The organism is Pseudomonas sp. B21-010 (genome assembly GCF_024749325.1).
Lineage (GTDB): Bacteria > Pseudomonadota > Gammaproteobacteria > Pseudomonadales > Pseudomonadaceae > Aquipseudomonas > Aquipseudomonas kilonensis.
Genome location: NZ_CP087198.1, coordinates 3319105 through 3335326, shown reverse-complemented (window position 1 = coordinate 3335326; position 16222 = coordinate 3319105). Strand labels below are relative to the sequence as shown.

16 protein-coding genes and 2 pseudogenes are annotated in these 16222 nt (G+C 60.8%); 6 read left to right on the top strand and 12 right to left on the bottom strand.

Annotation, left to right across the window (positions count from 1 at the left end):
* Positions 1 to 26 precede the first annotated feature (26 nt).
* The 9 genes from LOY50_RS14605 to LOY50_RS14565 form a co-directional block, all read right to left on the bottom strand.
* The gene (locus tag LOY50_RS14605; RefSeq protein WP_253474957.1) at positions 27 to 734 is read right to left on the bottom strand and encodes an HPP family protein; all 708 of its coding nucleotides are present in this window, start codon (positions 732 to 734) and stop codon (positions 27 to 29) included.
* 176 nt (positions 735 to 910) lie between these two features.
* Positions 911 to 2290, bottom strand: a complete 1380-nt coding sequence (locus tag LOY50_RS14600) for a UDP-glucose/GDP-mannose dehydrogenase family protein (RefSeq protein ID WP_258687995.1) — start codon at positions 2288 to 2290, stop codon at positions 911 to 913.
* A 94-nt stretch (positions 2291 to 2384) separates the two neighbouring features.
* On the bottom strand, positions 2385 to 3119 hold the full coding sequence (locus tag LOY50_RS14595; protein WP_253474951.1) for a metal-dependent hydrolase: 735 nt from the start codon (positions 3117 to 3119) through the stop codon (positions 2385 to 2387).
* Positions 3120 to 3122: 3 nt separating this feature from the next.
* Positions 3123 to 3938, bottom strand: coding sequence for a fatty acid desaturase (locus tag LOY50_RS14590; RefSeq protein ID WP_258687992.1), 816 nt, complete (start codon positions 3936 to 3938; stop codon positions 3123 to 3125).
* 77 nt (positions 3939 to 4015) lie between these two features.
* Complete coding sequence (locus LOY50_RS14585) at positions 4016 to 4804, bottom strand: hypothetical protein (protein ID WP_258687982.1); 789 nt, start codon at positions 4802 to 4804, stop codon at positions 4016 to 4018.
* Between the two features lie 93 nt (positions 4805 to 4897).
* Positions 4898 to 5818, bottom strand: a complete 921-nt coding sequence (locus tag LOY50_RS14580; RefSeq protein WP_214510375.1) for a LysR family transcriptional regulator — start codon at positions 5816 to 5818, stop codon at positions 4898 to 4900.
* Between the two features lie 58 nt (positions 5819 to 5876).
* Positions 5877 to 6410, bottom strand: coding sequence for a hypothetical protein (locus LOY50_RS14575; RefSeq protein WP_258687980.1), 534 nt, complete (start codon positions 6408 to 6410; stop codon positions 5877 to 5879).
* Positions 6411 to 6450: 40 nt separating this feature from the next.
* Entirely contained in the window at positions 6451 to 7242 is a 792-nt protein-coding gene (locus LOY50_RS14570; protein ID WP_258687978.1) for a putative hydro-lyase, read from the bottom strand.
* 92 nt (positions 7243 to 7334) lie between these two features.
* Entirely contained in the window at positions 7335 to 8282 is a 948-nt protein-coding gene (locus LOY50_RS14565; RefSeq protein ID WP_253474941.1) for a LysR family transcriptional regulator, read from the bottom strand.
* A gap of 251 nt (positions 8283 to 8533) precedes the next feature.
* Here LOY50_RS14565 and LOY50_RS14560 point away from each other — a divergent pair, with 251 nt between their 5' ends.
* From LOY50_RS14560 to LOY50_RS14550, 3 genes are all read left to right on the top strand, one after another.
* On the top strand, positions 8534 to 9817 hold the full coding sequence (locus LOY50_RS14560; RefSeq protein ID WP_214510379.1) for an MFS transporter: 1284 nt from the start codon (positions 8534 to 8536) through the stop codon (positions 9815 to 9817).
* A gap of 119 nt (positions 9818 to 9936) precedes the next feature.
* Entirely contained in the window at positions 9937 to 11175 is a 1239-nt protein-coding gene (locus LOY50_RS14555; protein WP_258687976.1) for an OprD family porin, read from the top strand.
* A gap of 189 nt (positions 11176 to 11364) precedes the next feature.
* Positions 11365 to 11994 carry a histidine phosphatase family protein gene (locus tag LOY50_RS14550; RefSeq protein WP_258687974.1) on the top strand — a complete coding sequence of 210 codons (630 nt, stop codon included), beginning with the start codon at positions 11365 to 11367 and terminating at the stop codon, positions 11992 to 11994.
* On the opposite strand, the gene LOY50_RS14545 is transcribed toward LOY50_RS14550, so the two are convergent.
* Positions 11983 to 12663: a bifunctional 2-polyprenyl-6-hydroxyphenol methylase/3-demethylubiquinol 3-O-methyltransferase UbiG gene (locus tag LOY50_RS14545; protein WP_258687972.1), complete on the bottom strand. Its 681-nt coding sequence runs from the start codon at positions 12661 to 12663 to the stop codon at positions 11983 to 11985. The genes LOY50_RS14550 and LOY50_RS14545 overlap by 12 nt on opposite strands.
* A 63-nt stretch (positions 12664 to 12726) precedes the next feature.
* Positions 12727 to 13356: a LysE family translocator gene (locus tag LOY50_RS14540; RefSeq protein WP_214510382.1), complete on the bottom strand. Its 630-nt coding sequence runs from the start codon at positions 13354 to 13356 to the stop codon at positions 12727 to 12729.
* A 155-nt stretch (positions 13357 to 13511) separates the two neighbouring features.
* On the opposite strand from LOY50_RS14540, the gene LOY50_RS14535 reads away from it, so the two are divergent.
* A complete protein-coding gene (locus tag LOY50_RS14535; RefSeq protein WP_258687969.1) occupies positions 13512 to 14891 on the top strand; it encodes an XAC2610-related protein in 1380 nt (459 codons plus the stop codon).
* A gap of 29 nt (positions 14892 to 14920) precedes the next feature.
* Here LOY50_RS14535 and LOY50_RS14530 read toward each other — a convergent pair.
* Positions 14921 to 15016: pseudogene (locus tag LOY50_RS14530) on the bottom strand (DNA-binding protein); the annotation flags it as partial.
* A gap of 19 nt (positions 15017 to 15035) precedes the next feature.
* On the opposite strand from LOY50_RS14530, the pseudogene LOY50_RS14525 reads away from it, so the two are divergent.
* Together LOY50_RS14525 and LOY50_RS14520 are read left to right on the top strand one after the other, a co-directional pair.
* Positions 15036 to 15179: pseudogene (locus tag LOY50_RS14525) on the top strand (hypothetical protein); the annotation flags it as partial.
* Positions 15180 to 15204: 25 nt separating this feature from the next.
* Positions 15205 to 16212, top strand: a complete 1008-nt coding sequence (locus tag LOY50_RS14520; protein ID WP_253474922.1) for an NAD(P)-dependent oxidoreductase — start codon at positions 15205 to 15207, stop codon at positions 16210 to 16212.
* Positions 16213 to 16222: the final 10 nt, after the last annotated feature.

Here is a 16222-nt window from a genome sequence, read left to right as displayed (position 1 = left end):
TCTGCATATTTATAGCAGCCACAGGCTCAACCGCGACTAGAGAGAACCTCCGCGATGCTGCGGCGCTTGGCATTTCGCTCGCTGACGTGGATCAATTGTTCGAGATCTTCCGGTGTGACGTCAAAGAATGCTTCCATTTCTGCCAAGGCCAGTTTCAGGTCTTCGGCGGTGATCGCCTGGCGGTCGACGGGAGGGTGGTCAGCCGGTATGACGGCCACCGGTTCGCTGGCTCGCTTGGGATAGCGCACCCGCGTCAGGTTGTTGTAGGCCAGGGCAAAGGCCAGCAGCCCGGAACCGGCCAGCATCGCCGCGCCAACGGCTTGCCAGTCCAAGGTAATGATAGACGGGGCGGCCAGTACCAGCGTCGCCGCCAGGGCGCCTGCCGGTGGATGCAAGCAACGCAGCCAGCACATCAACACCAGCGCCATGCCCGCCGCCAGGCAGGCGCTACCCAGCGTGCGACCCAATACATGGGCCACCAGCAGCGCGACGACCGACGCACACAGGTAACCGCCGACAATCGACCAGGGCTGGGCGAGGGCGCCCGATGACACCGCAAACAACAGCACCGCCGAGGCGCCGAGCGGGCCGATCAGGTGTTGCGCCACCTCAAGGCCGAATACCTGGCCACAGAGCCAGACACTGAACATCGTCCCCAGCGCCATGCCGATGGCGGCGCGGCTCCATTCGGTGGGGCGGGTATTGATAGCGGCGGGGAACCAGCGAGAAAGCATTAAGCGACAATCCAAAAAACGAACAAAAAAAGGGGCTTACGGGGAGGTCCCAGAAAGCCCTTTAAGTGTTCCAACAGTTGGGGGAGGAACGCTGCACAGTGTGCCGTTCACAACCCTTGCTTACAAATTCATATTAATGCTGCTTGAGTGCATTAATTTTGAGGTAACGCCACAGGTCACGCGCTTCTCGAAGCTGGGAACCACGTTTGCTGGGCGATAGGCAGGTTGCGCGACTGCCCGCGACCCATCGGAAAATAGGTGAAACCCTTGTCGTCCATGCGCTCCGGATCGAACAGGTTACGACCGTCAAAAATCACTGGGGCCTTGAGCCGTTGCTGGATCAGGTCGAAGTCCGGCGCCTTGAAGGGCTGCCATTCGGTGCAGATGACCAACGCGTCGGCCCCCGGCAACACCGATTCCGGCGTGCCCATCAGCATGAGTCGGGGCTCGTCGGGGTAGAGCAATTGCGTCTGCTGCATCGCCTCCGGGTCGAACGCGCGGACGCTGGCACCTGCGGCCCAAAGCGATTCCAGCAAGGTGCGGCTCGGTGCGTCGCGCATATCGTCGGTATTGGGCTTGAAGGCCAGGCCCCAGAGGGCGAAGGTCTTGCCGCGCAGGTCGCCCTGGTAGAACGCGTTGATCCGCTCGAACAGCTTGTGTTTCTGCCGCCCGTTGATGGCTTCCACCGCTTGCAGCAGGTCGCTGGAGCAATGAGCCTGCTCGGCCGTGTGGATCAGGGCACGCATGTCCTTGGGAAAGCACGAGCCGCCGTAGCCACATCCCGGGTAGATGAAGTGATAGCCGATGCGCGAGTCGGCGCCGATGCCCAGGCGCACGGACTCGATGTCGGCCCCCAGGTGTTCGGCCAGTTCGGCGATCTGGTTGATAAAACTGATCTTGGTCGCCAGCATGCCGTTGGCGGCGTATTTGGTCAGCTCGGCGCTGCGCAGGTCCATGAACAGGACCCGGTCGTGGTTGCGGTTGAACGGGGCGTACAGGTCGCGCATGGTTTCGCGCACTTCCTCGCGCTCGCAGCCGATCACGATGCGATCCGGACGACGGCAATCGGCGACCGCCGAGCCTTCCTTGAGGAATTCGGGGTTGGAGACGATATCGAACTGCAGCAGGCGACTGGCCTTGAGCAGGCATTTGTCGATGTGCGCCCGCAGAACGTCGCCGGTGCCCACCGGCACGGTGGACTTCTCCACCACAATGAGCGGTTGCTCGCGGTAGCGGGCGACGGCCTCGCCGACGGCCAGGACCTGGCTCAGATCGGCACTGCCATCGTCCCGGGAAGGCGTGCCCACGGCGATAAACAGCACTTGGCCGTGCTGCACGGCGAGCTGTTCGTCGCAGGTGAAATGCAAACGGCCAGCCTCCAGGCCTTCACGCACCAGCGCGGCCAGGCCCGGCTCGTAAATGCTCACCTGGCCTTGGCGCAGGCTGTCGACCTTGCGCTCGTCGATGTCCATGCACACCACGTCATGGCCCACTTCGGCCAACACGGCAGCTTGCACCAAGCCTACGTAACCACTTCCGAATACACTGATTTTCATGGCGAACTCCCTGGATCATTCCGAGCGGGCGACATGCACAACCAGCCATTCGCCGCCGTGCGCTCGGTCCAGAATAAGTCGGCGATATTGCAGTTCACTTACAGTCCGCCACCGCATTCGTTTTCAGCGGAAGAAAGTAGGCGGCCCATCCGCTTGCCAGCAGCACCAGGTTCGCGCCGTCGCGCAGCAGCAGGCGCCCCGTGGCCCATCCCAACTGCCTGGCGCTGACGCGGCCGCGGGCAATGTCCCAGCGAGCAAAACCATGCAGATGCCGCAGGACATCGAAGGTCATCAGCGCCGATGCGGCCAAGAAATAGACAATCCGCTGCCAATAGGGGACACCCAACGCCTGGAGCAGATCGGTGGTGACGTGCTGATGAGCCACTTCTTCAGTGCAGTGCCAGCGCCACAGGCGTGTTTGCGGGGAGGCGCTGGTGGAAAGCAGCCCGCCACTGCGCAAGGCGATCCGCGAGGTGACGGCCGTCACATGCTCGAACGCCGCGGCCAGGGACAGCTGCGCATGGAGTGACAGTTTGGCACGCAGGGCATCGAGGTCCTTTTCGATCTCGTGTTCGTATTTCTTGACTGCAAAACCCTGCTTTTCCAGTTGTTGGTTGTAGAGGCGATGAGCTCGCTGGTGGGCGCGTTCCTCGGCCACGAAGTCGCGTGACTGGTCAGCCAGTGGCGAGGTTGGCGGCAACTGCAACGCGGATGATTCCACCACCGAAATCACAAATTGTTCGCCGGCAGGCAGCAGCACCGAAAAGGCATCGAACAGGTAGGTCCTGATCGGTGTGTCGTTCCAGAAGGGCTCGCAGTTGTTTTTCATGGCTTATTTCCAGAGTCTGGGACCGAGTCGCATCCATGTCGCAACGAACGTGGGCAGGTCTGTCATGCCACCGGGCTTGTCTTTGGCGAGCACCCTCGATTGCGCGTGCGCGTGGAACCAGCGGGTTGCAGGCGCATGATGGTGGGTGCGATGCAGCGAACGATGCAGGATCAGCCAGGAGAGGGCCTTTGGCAGGCGCACGTCCGTGGTGATCTCACAGGGCGCGCGGCGCGGGCCTTGGGCCGAGATCCGTACGCCATAGTGCTCGGCTTGCGTCAGCCAGAAATCCATCCAGGCAAACAGGCAATAAGGGAGCAGATAGACGCAGACGACCAGGCGAGGCACCTCATAGAGACCGAACGCCAGCGCACCGGCAAAAACGACGATCAAGGCGTTGTTCCAGCGCCAGCGCCAGACCGCGTTCGGCGGCAGGTAGCGGCGGGAGATCCTGTTGGTGGAGATCGCCACCCAGAATTGCTCTGCGGCGCCCAGCAGGCTGATCCAGCGGGTGGGCCAGGTCTGTTCGTACATCAAGCCTTCGGGATCATCGGCCTGGCAGGTCTTGCGGTGGTGTTCGAGGTGGAAGTAGCGGTAGCCCACGAAGTTGGCCGCAAAAATGCCTGCCGCGAACACCCCCACTGCGTCATTGAGGCGTGTGCCCACGAGGAACTGGCGATGCACGCCTTGATGCTTGATCTCCTGGACACCGATCATCAGGATCGCCTGGAGCACGATCAGCGGTGCGACAGCCAGCCATACGAATGCCTCGTGCGTCGCCAACCAGGCAATCGCGGCGGTATTCAGGACGCACAGTGCCATGAACAGGTAGCTGGGAAGATTGCTGCTCGATGAAGCAAAAGCCACTGCACGGGCAACGGCTACAGCCCGGGAAGTGTTCACAGGCACACGAAGACCAGTTTTTTCATGCGTTGCAACCAGGGCAACGGAACTCTCTTCCAGATGAACGAAAGGCCCGACAGCGGCACTTTGCCTTGGATCAGCACGCCGACATCCAGCGAAGGCTCATGGGGGAAGTAGTTGTCTTTGATGGCGACGATCTTGCGAAAGCCTTTCTTGAAGTAGTACCGCAGTTGTGGGTCCAACGGCACTCCCTGGCGTTTACCCAGGATGTAGTGTGCAACTGTGCTACCGGGGTTTTTCGAGCGCCAATCCCTCAGGCCCGGGACAGGGGATCCCAGATAGATGACCGACCAGCCTTGTTTCAGCGCATAGGGCCAGAAGAACTCGAAAATCGCATTGGCCGCTTTCGGATCGACGCTGCTCAGGCTGATGCCAAACAACGCATCCGTTCTGGCCGATTCGTCACCGTGCTGTTTCCTCGCGCAATCTGCCCAGGTCGGGCACTGGCGAATATGGTCGTGCCGGGTCGGTTTCATGAACAGCGATGCCTGCGCGGTGCCGCTGCGAGTGCAAAACGCACCGACACTCAGGGCAGGGAATGCGGCGATTCGGGAGGCCAGCATGGCGGCATCGGCCCGCTGATCGTCCGTCCATTTCTTTTGTTCGAGCTCAAGCAGCGAGGGAATGTCTGCACACGACAGGAACCGAACACAGATCTCACCTTCACGGGACCTGTCGCTGTTCTGCGCGTCATGCCTGTGTTCCCTATGAGTTGGCGTTTTAGTCGGCGCTTCGGGGGGGCTGTTTTTCAGGAATGCTTGCATCAGGCAGATGGCTCACCGATCGAGGGACGGGATCAATCGGTGCCCACGGTATGTCACCGGTGTGAATATCTGATGACGAAATGAATGGGCGGCTTAATTCATATCGAGTCGGTACTCGGCCGGTAATTGTGCGACGAATTCGCTGACCACTTCGCGGGTCAGGCTGACGATGTCTTCCACCCGTTCCATTCCCGCGCCGGTCCGCCAACTGGCCACGATGTCCATGACCGAGGGCAGCGGCACACCGTCCACCAACGTCAATGTGCCTTGGGCCAGTTCGCCGACGACCAGCGCCGCGGGCATGGCGCCAATGCCAAAGCCGTCGCGAACCAGGCGGGTAATGGCCGAGGCCGAGTTCACGCAGTTGATGCGGGGCGAGACGATGTTGGCCGAGTGCAGCAGGTTGAGAATGTCCTGGTGGGGGCGAGAGTTGCGCGAGAACGTCACGATGCGTTCCTGCGACAAGTCCTCCAGCGACGCATAGGAGCGGTCATAGGCGGAGCCGGTGCGCACCACCCAGTGCATCGGGTAACGCGCCAGCAGCGCGTTGCGTACGCTGTCCAGGCGCAGGATGTCGGTCTGGAAAATGATGTCCTGGTAGCCTTTCTCCAGTTGCGAGCACAGGTTGCTCGCGGTGTCGGCCGACAGTTCGATTTCCAGGGCTGGGTAACATTCCATCAGGCGCGTAACCAAGGGGCTGAGCCAGGTGTGGATCACCGTATCCATCGCACCGATGCGGATCCGACCGCGCACCTGGCGCGGATCCTTGATCACGGCTTTCATGCTTTGCATGGTGTCCATGATGCGCTCGGCGTACTCCAGCACGCGCTGGCCTTCGGAGGTCAGCGACACACCTTTGGAATCGCGCACGAACAGGCGCACACCCATTTCGTCCTCCAGGGCGGCGATCCGACTGGAAATGGACGCCTGGGTGGTGAACAGCTTTTCCGCGGTGAGGCGAAAGCTCTTCAGGCGGGCGACCCAGACGAAGGTTTCGAGAAACTTGATGTTCATTTGGGGCGATTCCTTGAAACAGTCGTGGAAGACTCCTGAAAGCGCATGGGCAGCCTGATCAAAGATCTTCCAGGTACCGGATAACATCCTGAAGCGCGCCTGAGTCCGGCACGTTATCGATAACCGCTTCAGGCTGGCACCATGGGTACTCCAGCCGTGATGCCCAGGCCATGATCATCGGCAGATCGGTCGCCGGCAGGGTCTTCATGTGTTCGATGGTGATGGTCAGTCGCTTGGCCAGGCTTGACGCCGGATCGAACTGCCAGTCATACAGGCCGCAACCGACGCGTGCCTCGCCGCTGTTCTTGTCGGACATCGCCACCAGCCATTTGCACTGGAACGCCTCGGCGTTGGCCGGTGGCGGGGCGGCCAGGCAGAACGTGTAGACGTTTTCGAAGGTCTGGCCAAAGCGACTGACCAGCACGTCGCCAATGGCGGTACGGCCTTCGACGTGGTCGGGAAACGTGATGGAACCGGTGCGCACCACCATGTGCAGAATAGCAGTCGGCGTAAAAGCCTGGTCCAGCAGGTGAGGGCGGTTGCCGTCCTTGGCGCTGATGTACTGTTGAATCGATTGCTGAGCGGTGTTCATCGTGTGTCCCTTCAAGTTGAAAAACAGCCTCGTCCGAGGTTTACAAATCACTGTTCCATAAGTCCGTCACCAGCATGCAGCCCGGGGCGTGGGTGATGCACAACGGTGGACGCGAGGCCTGGACCACCGATTGAGGCGTCACGCCGCAGGCCCAGAACACCGGGATCTCGTCCGCTTCCACCGGCACGGCATCGCCGTAATCCGGCGAGTCCAGGGATTGAATGCCGATCAGTGACGGATCGCCGATGTGCACCGGGGCGCCGTGAACGTTGGGCATGCGCCCGGTAATCTGGATCGCCTGGATGGCCGCGGCGGCTTTCATCGGCCGCATGGTCACCACCATTTTGCCAGACAGGCGAGCGGTGGGGCGTGTGTCGATGTTGGTCTGGAACATCGCGACATTGCGCCCCAACTCAATGTGCCGCAAACGGATGCCGGCCTCCAGCAGGGGTTGTTCGAACGAGAACGAGCAACCGAGGGCGAAGGCCACCAGGTCGTCCTGCCACAGGTGTTCGATGTCCAGCGGCGCTTCGCTCAACTCGCCGTGGCGGTAGACCCGGTATTGAGGCACCTCGTGGCGGATATCGATGGCGACGCCCAGGTTGCGGAAGAACGGATCGCCTGGCTCGGTCACATCAAGCACCGGACAGGCCTGGCGATTGAGGGTGCAGTAGCGCAGGAATTCATTGGCCCAGTCGCCGGGCAGAATCACGATATTGGCTTGCACGCGGCCCTGGCCCAGGCCGCTGGTGTGGCCCTGGTACTGGCCGGCGGCGATGCTTTGGCGCAGGGCCAGGGGCGTGCATTGCTGCAGTTGTTCGAAGGACATCATTACGGGGCTCTCCAAGCGTTCGTTCGCTACTTTGAGAACACCGTGGCGATGACGTCCAACAAGGAATATTGCTACCCCGTGACAACTAAAAGTTATTCAAGAGGTGGTTGGCTGTTCAGCCCGGGAGCCGCCACCATGCGTTGCGGCCCGACATCAACGGCGTATTGGCTGACCACCTGGCGACTCATCTGCACGATATTCTCGACCAGTTCCAGGCCGACACCAGCGCGCCACGAGGCGACGACGTCGAGCTGGGGCAGGGCGGTGCCGGGTTCGAGCTGGATCAATTCGCCGCTGGCCAGGGGCTTGGCCACCAGCGCGGCGGGCAAGGCGCCGATGCCGAATCCGTCGCGAATCAGCCGGGTCATGGCCGACACTGAGTTGACGCAACTGACCCGCGGCGCACCCACGCCATGGGCGTACAACAGGTTGAGTACATCCTGATGCGGTCGCGAATGCTTGACGAAGGTGATGATGCGCTCGCCGGCCATCTCCACCAGCGACGCATAGGGGCGGGCATAGATCGACTGGCTGGCGGCGATCCAGTGCATGGGGTAGTGACCCAGTTCCAGGTTGCGCACGCTTTCGTGGCGGACCAGATCGGTCTGGAACACGATGTCCAGGTAGCCTTTTTGCAATTGGTCACAGAGATTGCGCGCGGCGTCGGCGGTGATTTCGATTTCCACGGCGGGGAAGGCTTGCATCAGCATCGACATCAACGGGCTGAGCCAGGTGTGGATCACCGTATCCATCACGCCGATGCGCACCAGGCCTTGCTGCGGGCTGGTGGTGTCCAGTGACTGCTTCAACGCCCGCTGCACTTCGAGCATCTGTTCGGCGTAGTCGAGCACCTTGAGGCCTTCAGGTGTCAGCGAAACCCCGCGCGAATCCCGTACGAACAGGCGCAGGCCCAACTCCTCTTCCAGCGAAGCGATTCGGCTGGAGATCGCCGCCTGGGTGCTGAACATCTTCTCGGCGGTGAGGCTGAAACTCTGTAGCCGGGCGACCCAGACAAAGGTTTCGAGGAATTTGAGGTTCATGAAGGCTCTCTGGGTGCGGGTGGTTCTTATGTTGCAATTGTTACTCCAGATCGGGCCGTTGGGGCATCAAATTTTCTTATGTCCCATCTGTTGTTTTTCCCGTTTGACGCTGTGCCGATCCGCCACCAAGAATCCGCTCCACGACGCAGCCACTGCGTCCGCATCCCCAACGACAACGCCTTCACAAAAAAATAACGAGGCGTGTCCGTCATCTTCGCTTGCTGCCGCAGGAACCTTCCATGGAAAAGACCATGACTGACTGCGTAACCACCGGGACAGGGCGCACGGGCCCGTTCAGTTGGTACGGCCCCCTGTCGAAAAATGAAAAACGTACATTCTGGAGCTGCAAGATCGGCTATGCCCTGGACGGCATGGATACGCAGATGCTGAGCTTCGTCATCCCGACCCTGATCGCGACCTGGGGGATTTCCAAGGGCGACGCCGGCATGATCGGCACCTGCACGCTGCTGGCCTCGGCGGCCGGCGGTTGGATCGCCGGGATCCTGTCCGACCGTATCGGCCGGGTACGGACCCTGCAATTGACGGTCCTGTGGTTCGCATTCTTCACCTTCCTGTGTGGGCTGGCGCAGAACTACGAGCAATTGCTGGTGGCCCGGACCTTGATGGGCTTTGGCTTCGGCGGTGAATGGACCGCGGGGGCGGTATTGATCGGCGAGGTGATCCGCTCCAAGGACCGTGGCAAAGCAGTGGGCATGGTGCAGGCCGGATGGGCGCTGGGCTGGGGGCTGACCGCGCTGTTGTATGCCGGACTGTTCAGTTTCCTGCCGCCGGAAGACGCCTGGCGGGCATTGTTCATGATCGGCCTGGTGCCGGCGCTGTTTGTGCTGGTGATCCGTCGACTGGTCAAGGAGTCGGATACCTTCGAACATGCGGTGCGGGAGCGCCAGGCCAAGCCGGAACTGGGCTCTCGCTGGGCATTCTTCGAGATATTTGCCCCACGGATGCTCAGCACGACGTTGCGCGCCTCGCTGTTGACCACCGGTGCGCTGGGCGGCTACTACGCCATCACTACGTGGTTGCCGACGTACCTGAAAACCGAACGCGGCCTGAGTGTGCTCGGCACGGGCGGCTACCTGGCGATGGTCATCGTCGGTTCCTACATCGGCTACGTGACCAGTGCGTTGCTGACCGATGCCATCGGCCGCAAGAAGAACTTCATCCTGTTCGCAGTCGGCTCCATGGCAATCGTCCTGGCCTACACCCAACTGCCCATCGATAACACCTGGATGCTCTGGCTGGGCTTTCCACTGGGCTTCTTCGCCTCGGGCATCTTCGCCGGCATGGGCGCATTCCTGACCGAGCTGTTTCCCACCCGCATGCGCGGGTCGGGGCAGGGCTTCTGCTACAACGCCGGGCGTTCCATCGCGGCGCTGTTCCCATTGTTCATCGGCGCGTTGAGCAACACCTTGCCCATCGGCACCGGGATCGGCGTGTTTGCCGCCGGCGCCTATGGCGTGGTGATCCTGGCGGCGTTGAGCCTGCCGGAAACCCGCGGCAGACAGCTCGAGTCCTGACCAACCGTGACGTCCGCGCACAGCGCGGACGCCACAACAACTCTTAAAACAACAACCATCGGACGCGATTGCTACGCCCCCGAGAGGGTTCGCTCGTGTCCATAAAAAAGGAGCATGCCATGGGGCATTTCACATCCACCTGGTTTTATACCCCCGCCGGTACGTTGCTGGGCCTGAGCCTGATCGGCGTACCGAACGCCCAGGCCGACTTCATCGCCGACAGCAAAGGCAGCCTGGAGGCCCGCAATTTCTACTTCAACCGCGACTTCCGCCAGGAAGGGGCACGGGACAAGGCCGAAGAATGGGCGCAGGGCTTTCTGCTGCGGATGGAGTCGGGATACACCGCCGGGACCGTGGGTTTCGGCCTCGATGCCTTGGGCATGGCCGGTTTCAAACTGGACTCCGGGGGCGGTACGGCGGGCACCAACCTGCTGCCAGCGGATCTGTCTGGCGGTTCGCAAGACCGCTATGGCGAGCTGGGCCTGACGGCCAAAGTCCGTGTGTCCAACAGCACCTTGAAGCTGGGAACGTTGCAGATCAAGGACCCTGCGGTGAGTTCCAACGATACGCGCCTGTTGCCGGGAACGTTCAAGGGCGGCTTGCTGAGCGTGCAGGAAATCGATCGTTTGAAGCTGACTGCCGGGCAACTCACGCAGATCAATTTTGTCGACTCCACCGACTACCAGGACATGACCGCCAACCGCATCGGCGGTAGCAGCGACAAGTTCCAGTTCGCCGGAGCGGACTATCAGTTCCTGCCGAACCTCACGGCGCAATACCGCTATAGCCTGTTGGAAGACATCTACCAGCAGAACTACCTCGGCTTCGTCCACACCCTGGACCTGGGCGCAGGCCAGTCGTTCAAGAGTGACGTGCGCTATTCGCGCAGCACCGAAGACGGCAGTTTTCGCGAACTCGACAACCAGGCCTTCGGCGCCATGTTCACCTACAGCCTGGCGGGCCATGCGTTGGGCCTGGGCTACCAGCGCATGAGCGGCGACGATCCGTTCCCGTACATCGGACGCAGCGATCCCTACCTGGTCAACTTCGTGCAGATCGGCGACTTCGCCAACATCGACGAGCGTTCCTGGCAAGCGCGCTATGACTACAACTTTGCGGCCATTGGCGTACCCGGGTTGACCTTCATGACCCGCTACATCACCGGCGACAACGTCCAGCGCAGCGCACCGGGCGAAGGCAAGGAATGGGAGCGCAACACGGATATCGCCTATGTGGTACAGGATGGAACCTTGAAGGGCCTGGGCTTGAAATGGCGCAACGCAACGGTGCGCTCGAATTTTGGCAACGACCTGGATGAGAACCGGTTGATCGTCAGCTACACGATGGCGCTTTGGTAAGCTCCCGGCAATTTCTGGCCAGAGCTTGCTCTCGCAGGACTCTGTAGGAGCTGGCGAAGCCTGCGATCTTTTGATCTTTCGCTTGAGATTTAAGTGTCAGGGGAAAGATCGCAGCCTCGTTGCACTCGACAGCTCCTACCCAGCTCCCTCGCCACGATATTTACCAAACTCGATCAATGGCGTCGTTACGTGTATACAGATGCGCTTCGAAAGGGATTTTCAAGACAACACAAGGGAGCTGTCGCTGTGATTTACCTGATACGCCATGCCACGCCACTGATCGATTACAAACCCTGCAATGCGCGTTCAGCCAAGCTGCTGCTGGATGAATACAACCAGACCTCATCCATCGATGAAGACGAAATTGCCGCATTCCTGAGCCAACCGGATTTGTCCCAAGTGCTTTTGGCGACCGAAGCCAACATCATTTCCTCGCCCGTCAACAGAGCCTACGCGACGGCATGCCGGCTATTCGAAGCCACACGTATCCAACAGGATGCTCGACTACGTGAATACGACTTGCGGCTGAGCAGCATTCCCGTCTTGAAAATGGGCGTGAGGCATTGGTTCGCCTTGCACAGGATCCTGTGGTTGCTGGGGATTTCACTGGGCGCCGCCAGCCGAAAAGCCGAACACCAGCGGGCGCTCGGTATCGCCGATGAGCTTTACAACAGTTGCGGCGAACCGGGGAAGACCACGATCGTTGTCTCTCACGGCATGTTTCTCAGAACCGTCAGGAAAACCCTGCAAAAGCGCGGACTGCAGGCGCGCAGGGTGTATCGCTCGGGGTGTTTTACCGTCGAGTCGCTAACGCCATGACGGGGATTGCTCGGCCACCAGCAGTAACGACTGCGGCACCGGGCTTTGTGGATGCTGCGGTTCCTGCAGGACCACCAATCGGAAACCGGCCATGTCCAAGGCATTGAGCCAACTGGACAAGGTGCGGAAGTACCACGGCATACGTTGCCATTGGCCCTTGAACCCATCGAAGGTTTCTTCTCGCCAACCGTCCTGATAATCGCCCGCCGCCACGGTCCATGGATGCAGCGTCTGCACCACCAGCGCGCCGCCTGGGCTGAGCAGGGCATTCATCGCGGCGAGCAATGGGATAATGTCCTGGTGCAACAGGGCGAAGTTGGCGCAGATCAGGTCGTAGCCGCTGCCGACGTCCACCTTTGCCTCCACCAGCGCGTCATAGCTTGCCAGATGCACCGGCGAGGAACCCGCCGCCCGCGCCGCATCGACCAGCGTCGTGTCGCCATCCACACCAACCGCTTCGATGCCCCGTTCAGCCAGCGCCCGCAACAGCCAGCCTTCGCCGCAACCCAGATCGAGCACGCGCGCAGGTTGACGGCTCTGTACCGCCAGTAGCATGGCCTGGTCCGTGACCGTCAGCCGGCTTTCGATGGCACCCGTGCGGATGGCTTCGATCCAGGATTGGGCGTTGTGGTGCCAGCTTTGGAGGAGGGTGGTTTCCGAGGACGACATTGATCCAGCTCCGCAATGGATTGGCTAAGCATAGGCCAATCGCTGGCGCAGGGAAGCCAGTGGTCAAAGCGGGCGATCAAGAAACAACAGGCGTGCGGCCAGCGCTGCCATGACCCCGGCAAAACCATACGTACCCAGGCGCCTTGAAATCCCGCCGCTTGCCAGCTTCGCCCTGAGCTGAGCGGCGCAAACACCCAGCAGCGTATGGAATACGAGTGCAATCAGCGCGAGCAAAGCGCCCAGGAAGATCAACTGCACACTGACGCCGCCAGCCTTGACGTTGACGAACTGGGGCAGGAACACCATGAAGAACAGCAGCGCCTTGGGATTCAAGAGGCTGTTGAGGGCGCCTCGGCAGAAGATTTTCCACAGCGAAGCCGCCTGGAGCTGGCTATCCTGAGTCGCTGCTGGTGTTCTCAGTGCTTGCCAGGCAAGCCACAGCAGATAACCAGCCCCGGCCAGGCGCAGGATGTCGAACGCCGGCGCCCAGCTCATCACCAGCGCACCAATGCCCGCGCTGACCATCATCGTCATCAGCACGTCCGAAAAGGAAATGCCAAGGGCGGCGGCAACGCCGGCACGCCAGCCGTGGGCCAGCGCATGGCTGGTGACGAAGGCCATGTTGGGCCCTGGGACGATCAGCAGAAGCACGACAGCAACCACGAACAGGTAGAGATTGGCGGTATCCGGCATGGGGATCACTCCGAGGGATGAGCCACGACAGTAAGCGAATGACGAGGAGGGCGTCAGTTACAGTCCGGGCCAATCTGATAGCAACAGTCGTTCCTCGCGATGCATCACGGTAATCGCTAAACTGCTGGCCCGAATTTCAGCAAGGAAGTGGGTGGATGCGTTCGCTCGTCAGCAGTGTGCTTTTTTCCATGACGCTGGCAACCCCGGTCATGGCCGAGCCAAGGGCGTTTTCGGTGAATGATCGCAGCGGCCAATACCTGGTTGAAGTGTTGTTCCCGGAGCCGCCGGAAGACCCGCATCAACTGGCGCACGCGTTCATCACCATTCGCGACAACGCCACCCACGAAACCCTGCAGCAATTGCAGACAGCCGCCGGCAATGTGCCCGTGGACCGCAACGGCAAGGTCGATAACTGGCTGCTCGGCCCCCAGAGCCTGTTGTACTTCGACGACTTCAACTTCGATGGCCGCCTGGACTTGGCGATTCGTAACGGCAACGATCCCGACGCGAGCTACAAACCGGCGTTCGACGTCTACCTGCAAGACCCGCAGAAAACCCAATGGGTCCTCAACCCCGCGCTGACGGGCCTGGCAAAGGAGGATAGCAAAGGCATGTTCGCCGTCAGCCCGCTGGACGGCGTCCTGCTTTCGCAAACCGACCGCGACTGCTGCTGGACGCGCGCCACCCACTGGAAAATGCGCGACGACGAGTTGGTCCTGCTTTACTCGGACACCGAGGAACAGATCCAGCCGACCGAGCCAGGCGAAAATATCAGCATGCCCAGCGGCTACACGCTACGCACGACCGGCGAATTGAAAGATGGCCAGTGGCGCGAACAATCACGCCTGGAAGGTCCGGAAAAGGAGGATCCAGTGATTCTTGCCGGAACCCTCGACGCCAAGACCCCGGTAGAACTCTGGTACCAGGCGCAAGGCGCAGTGATCATTGGCGAGGTGCGCTATACCCAGGCTGGCAACGGAGAAGCGATCAAGCTGTTGGGGACTCGTGAGGACGATGACGACGTTGTCAGCCTCCATGAATATGCCGGCGATGGTCGTCAAACGGGTACCTGGAGGATCTCCCGGGAAAACGTCGAACCCTACAATCACACCGGCACCTGGTTTAGAGGCACTCAGGGCGACGACCGCAAGTTGGCGATCCTGCTGCACGATGAAGAACGGGAGTTGGATGGCGACAACATCGACGACGTCGACGCTGACCAGCGCAGCGGCCATTACCAGATGCGCCAGGATGCCCTGGGACGGGACGCGGACCTGGACTTGAAGATCCTGCCGGACCGTGACGCCAACGGAAAAGAAGTCGCCGAATTCACTGTGACCACGAAGGACAGCGTGACCGAGCATCACATCGTACCGATGGACACCGAAAACCTGATCATCGTGCGCGAGCCGCAAGCCTTGGAGAAGAACGGTCCGTATCACATTCAATTGGTGAAAGGCTTCGCGGTCGTTGGCTACAACGCGGTACCGGATTCAAAGGATGGGCTGGCCGGGGTGTATTTGAAGCAGCGTTGAGCCTCCAGGCCTGATCGAATCCAAACCGCCTAATCCGAGCTATGCACGACAACCAGCAACTCTGCCTGCTCGTCAGAAACGGTGCGCAGGCGGTGAGATTTCTGTGCGTTGAAATGGAGGGCGTCGCTGGCGCGTTATAAAAGTGAACTCTTCCCGCAAGCACCCTATCCGAACTGGACGGCAATCGGTGTCAACTGGCTCGCGGGGTTCGACTTCGAGATCAAGGTCATCGCTCGAGTTCCCGGCCAAGTATCACCCGGTTGGAGTTTGACGCTCCGGATAGGTTGAAACCCGGAAACAAGGAGAACACACGATGTCACTTGATCCTATCTTGTTAATGGGCGGTTCTGGCGCTATTGGTCATCACACCGCCCGGGCGCTGCGCGCCGCCCATCCCGACGTACCACTATTGATCGGTGGTCGCGATCTTGCCAAGGCTCAGCGGGCCGCCGAGCAAATGGGCGGGGCGCAGGGCGTGGTGATTGATTCCGCCGCAGATGACCTGGGCCTCGGCGATCGCTCGGTCAGCGGTGTTGCAGTCTTTTATATGGATCACGCCCTTACCGGATTGCGTTTTGCGCAGAAGCGCGCAGTGCCGCACCTCAGCATTTCCTCTGGCGTTTTCGAGATTGCGCCGGAAATCGCGACGTACATGCACACGCCTGATGCCTCGCCGATTGTTCTCGGTTATGAATGGATGGCAGGTGCGACGACAGTGTCGACGCTAAGCATTGCCCGGGCATTCGGCCGGGTCCACGACATCCGTATCAGTGCGCTGGTCGATGAGCAGGACACCGGTGGCCCTACCGTCGCCACCGACTTCGAGCACCTGAACAGAATGCTGCCCGCCGCGCTGACACGACGTGACGGTGTGTTCGTCTGGCGCGAAGGGGACGACTCCAAGGCAATATTCCGCGCGGTGGATGGCACGCAAATCGAAGCTTCCGGCTTCTCGTCCATCGATGTCGTCGGCCTGGCGGCTGCGACGGGTGCACCCAATGTCCAGTTCAACCTGGCCACCGCGGTTAGCTCAACCCGACGTCTGGGGAGGCCGATGTCTACCGAGATCATCATCGAACTCGTTGGCGAGGACCTGAAGGGCGAACCGCTACGCACGCGTCATGCCGTCGTCCACCCTGCAGGCGCTGCACCTCTGACTGGCCTCAGCGTCGCAATGATTCTTGAGCGGTTGCTAGGGTTGGATGGTCAGCCACCAACGGCGCCAGGGCTTTATTTCCCATATCAACTGTTGGATGCCGCCGCGTATCTGGAGCGTCTGAAGGAGGAGGGCGGTGAGTTGCGCCAGTTGCAGGAATCATGAGCGATCAATC

What these genes read in the sequence shown, in the direction of transcription:
- LOY50_RS14590 (WP_258687992.1), bottom strand. Translation starts at nt 3,938, where the DNA reads ATGGCACTGTGCGTCCTGAATACCGCCGCGATTGCCTGGTTGGCGACG.
- LOY50_RS14575 (WP_258687980.1), bottom strand. Translation starts at nt 6,410, where the DNA reads ATGAACACCGCTCAGCAATCGATTCAACAGTACATCAGCGCCAAGGAC.
- LOY50_RS14585 (WP_258687982.1), bottom strand. Translation starts at nt 4,804, where the DNA reads ATGCAAGCATTCCTGAAAAACAGCCCCCCCGAAGCGCCGACTAAAACG.
- LOY50_RS14600 (WP_258687995.1), bottom strand. Translation starts at nt 2,290, where the DNA reads ATGAAAATCAGTGTATTCGGAAGTGGTTACGTAGGCTTGGTGCAAGCT.
- LOY50_RS14535 (WP_258687969.1), top strand. Translation starts at nt 13,512, where the DNA reads ATGCGTTCGCTCGTCAGCAGTGTGCTTTTTTCCATGACGCTGGCAACC.
- LOY50_RS14595 (WP_253474951.1), bottom strand. Translation starts at nt 3,119, where the DNA reads ATGAAAAACAACTGCGAGCCCTTCTGGAACGACACACCGATCAGGACC.
- LOY50_RS14560 (WP_214510379.1), top strand. Translation starts at nt 8,534, where the DNA reads ATGACTGACTGCGTAACCACCGGGACAGGGCGCACGGGCCCGTTCAGT.
- LOY50_RS14605 (WP_253474957.1), bottom strand. Translation starts at nt 734, where the DNA reads ATGCTTTCTCGCTGGTTCCCCGCCGCTATCAATACCCGCCCCACCGAA.
- LOY50_RS14545 (WP_258687972.1), bottom strand. Translation starts at nt 12,663, where the DNA reads ATGTCGTCCTCGGAAACCACCCTCCTCCAAAGCTGGCACCACAACGCC.
- LOY50_RS14520 (WP_253474922.1), top strand. Translation starts at nt 15,205, where the DNA reads ATGTCACTTGATCCTATCTTGTTAATGGGCGGTTCTGGCGCTATTGGT.
- LOY50_RS14555 (WP_258687976.1), top strand. Translation starts at nt 9,937, where the DNA reads ATGGGGCATTTCACATCCACCTGGTTTTATACCCCCGCCGGTACGTTG.
- LOY50_RS14570 (WP_258687978.1), bottom strand. Translation starts at nt 7,242, where the DNA reads ATGATGTCCTTCGAACAACTGCAGCAATGCACGCCCCTGGCCCTGCGC.
- LOY50_RS14565 (WP_253474941.1), bottom strand. Translation starts at nt 8,282, where the DNA reads ATGAACCTCAAATTCCTCGAAACCTTTGTCTGGGTCGCCCGGCTACAG.
- LOY50_RS14540 (WP_214510382.1), bottom strand. Translation starts at nt 13,356, where the DNA reads ATGCCGGATACCGCCAATCTCTACCTGTTCGTGGTTGCTGTCGTGCTT.
- LOY50_RS14580 (WP_214510375.1), bottom strand. Translation starts at nt 5,818, where the DNA reads ATGAACATCAAGTTTCTCGAAACCTTCGTCTGGGTCGCCCGCCTGAAG.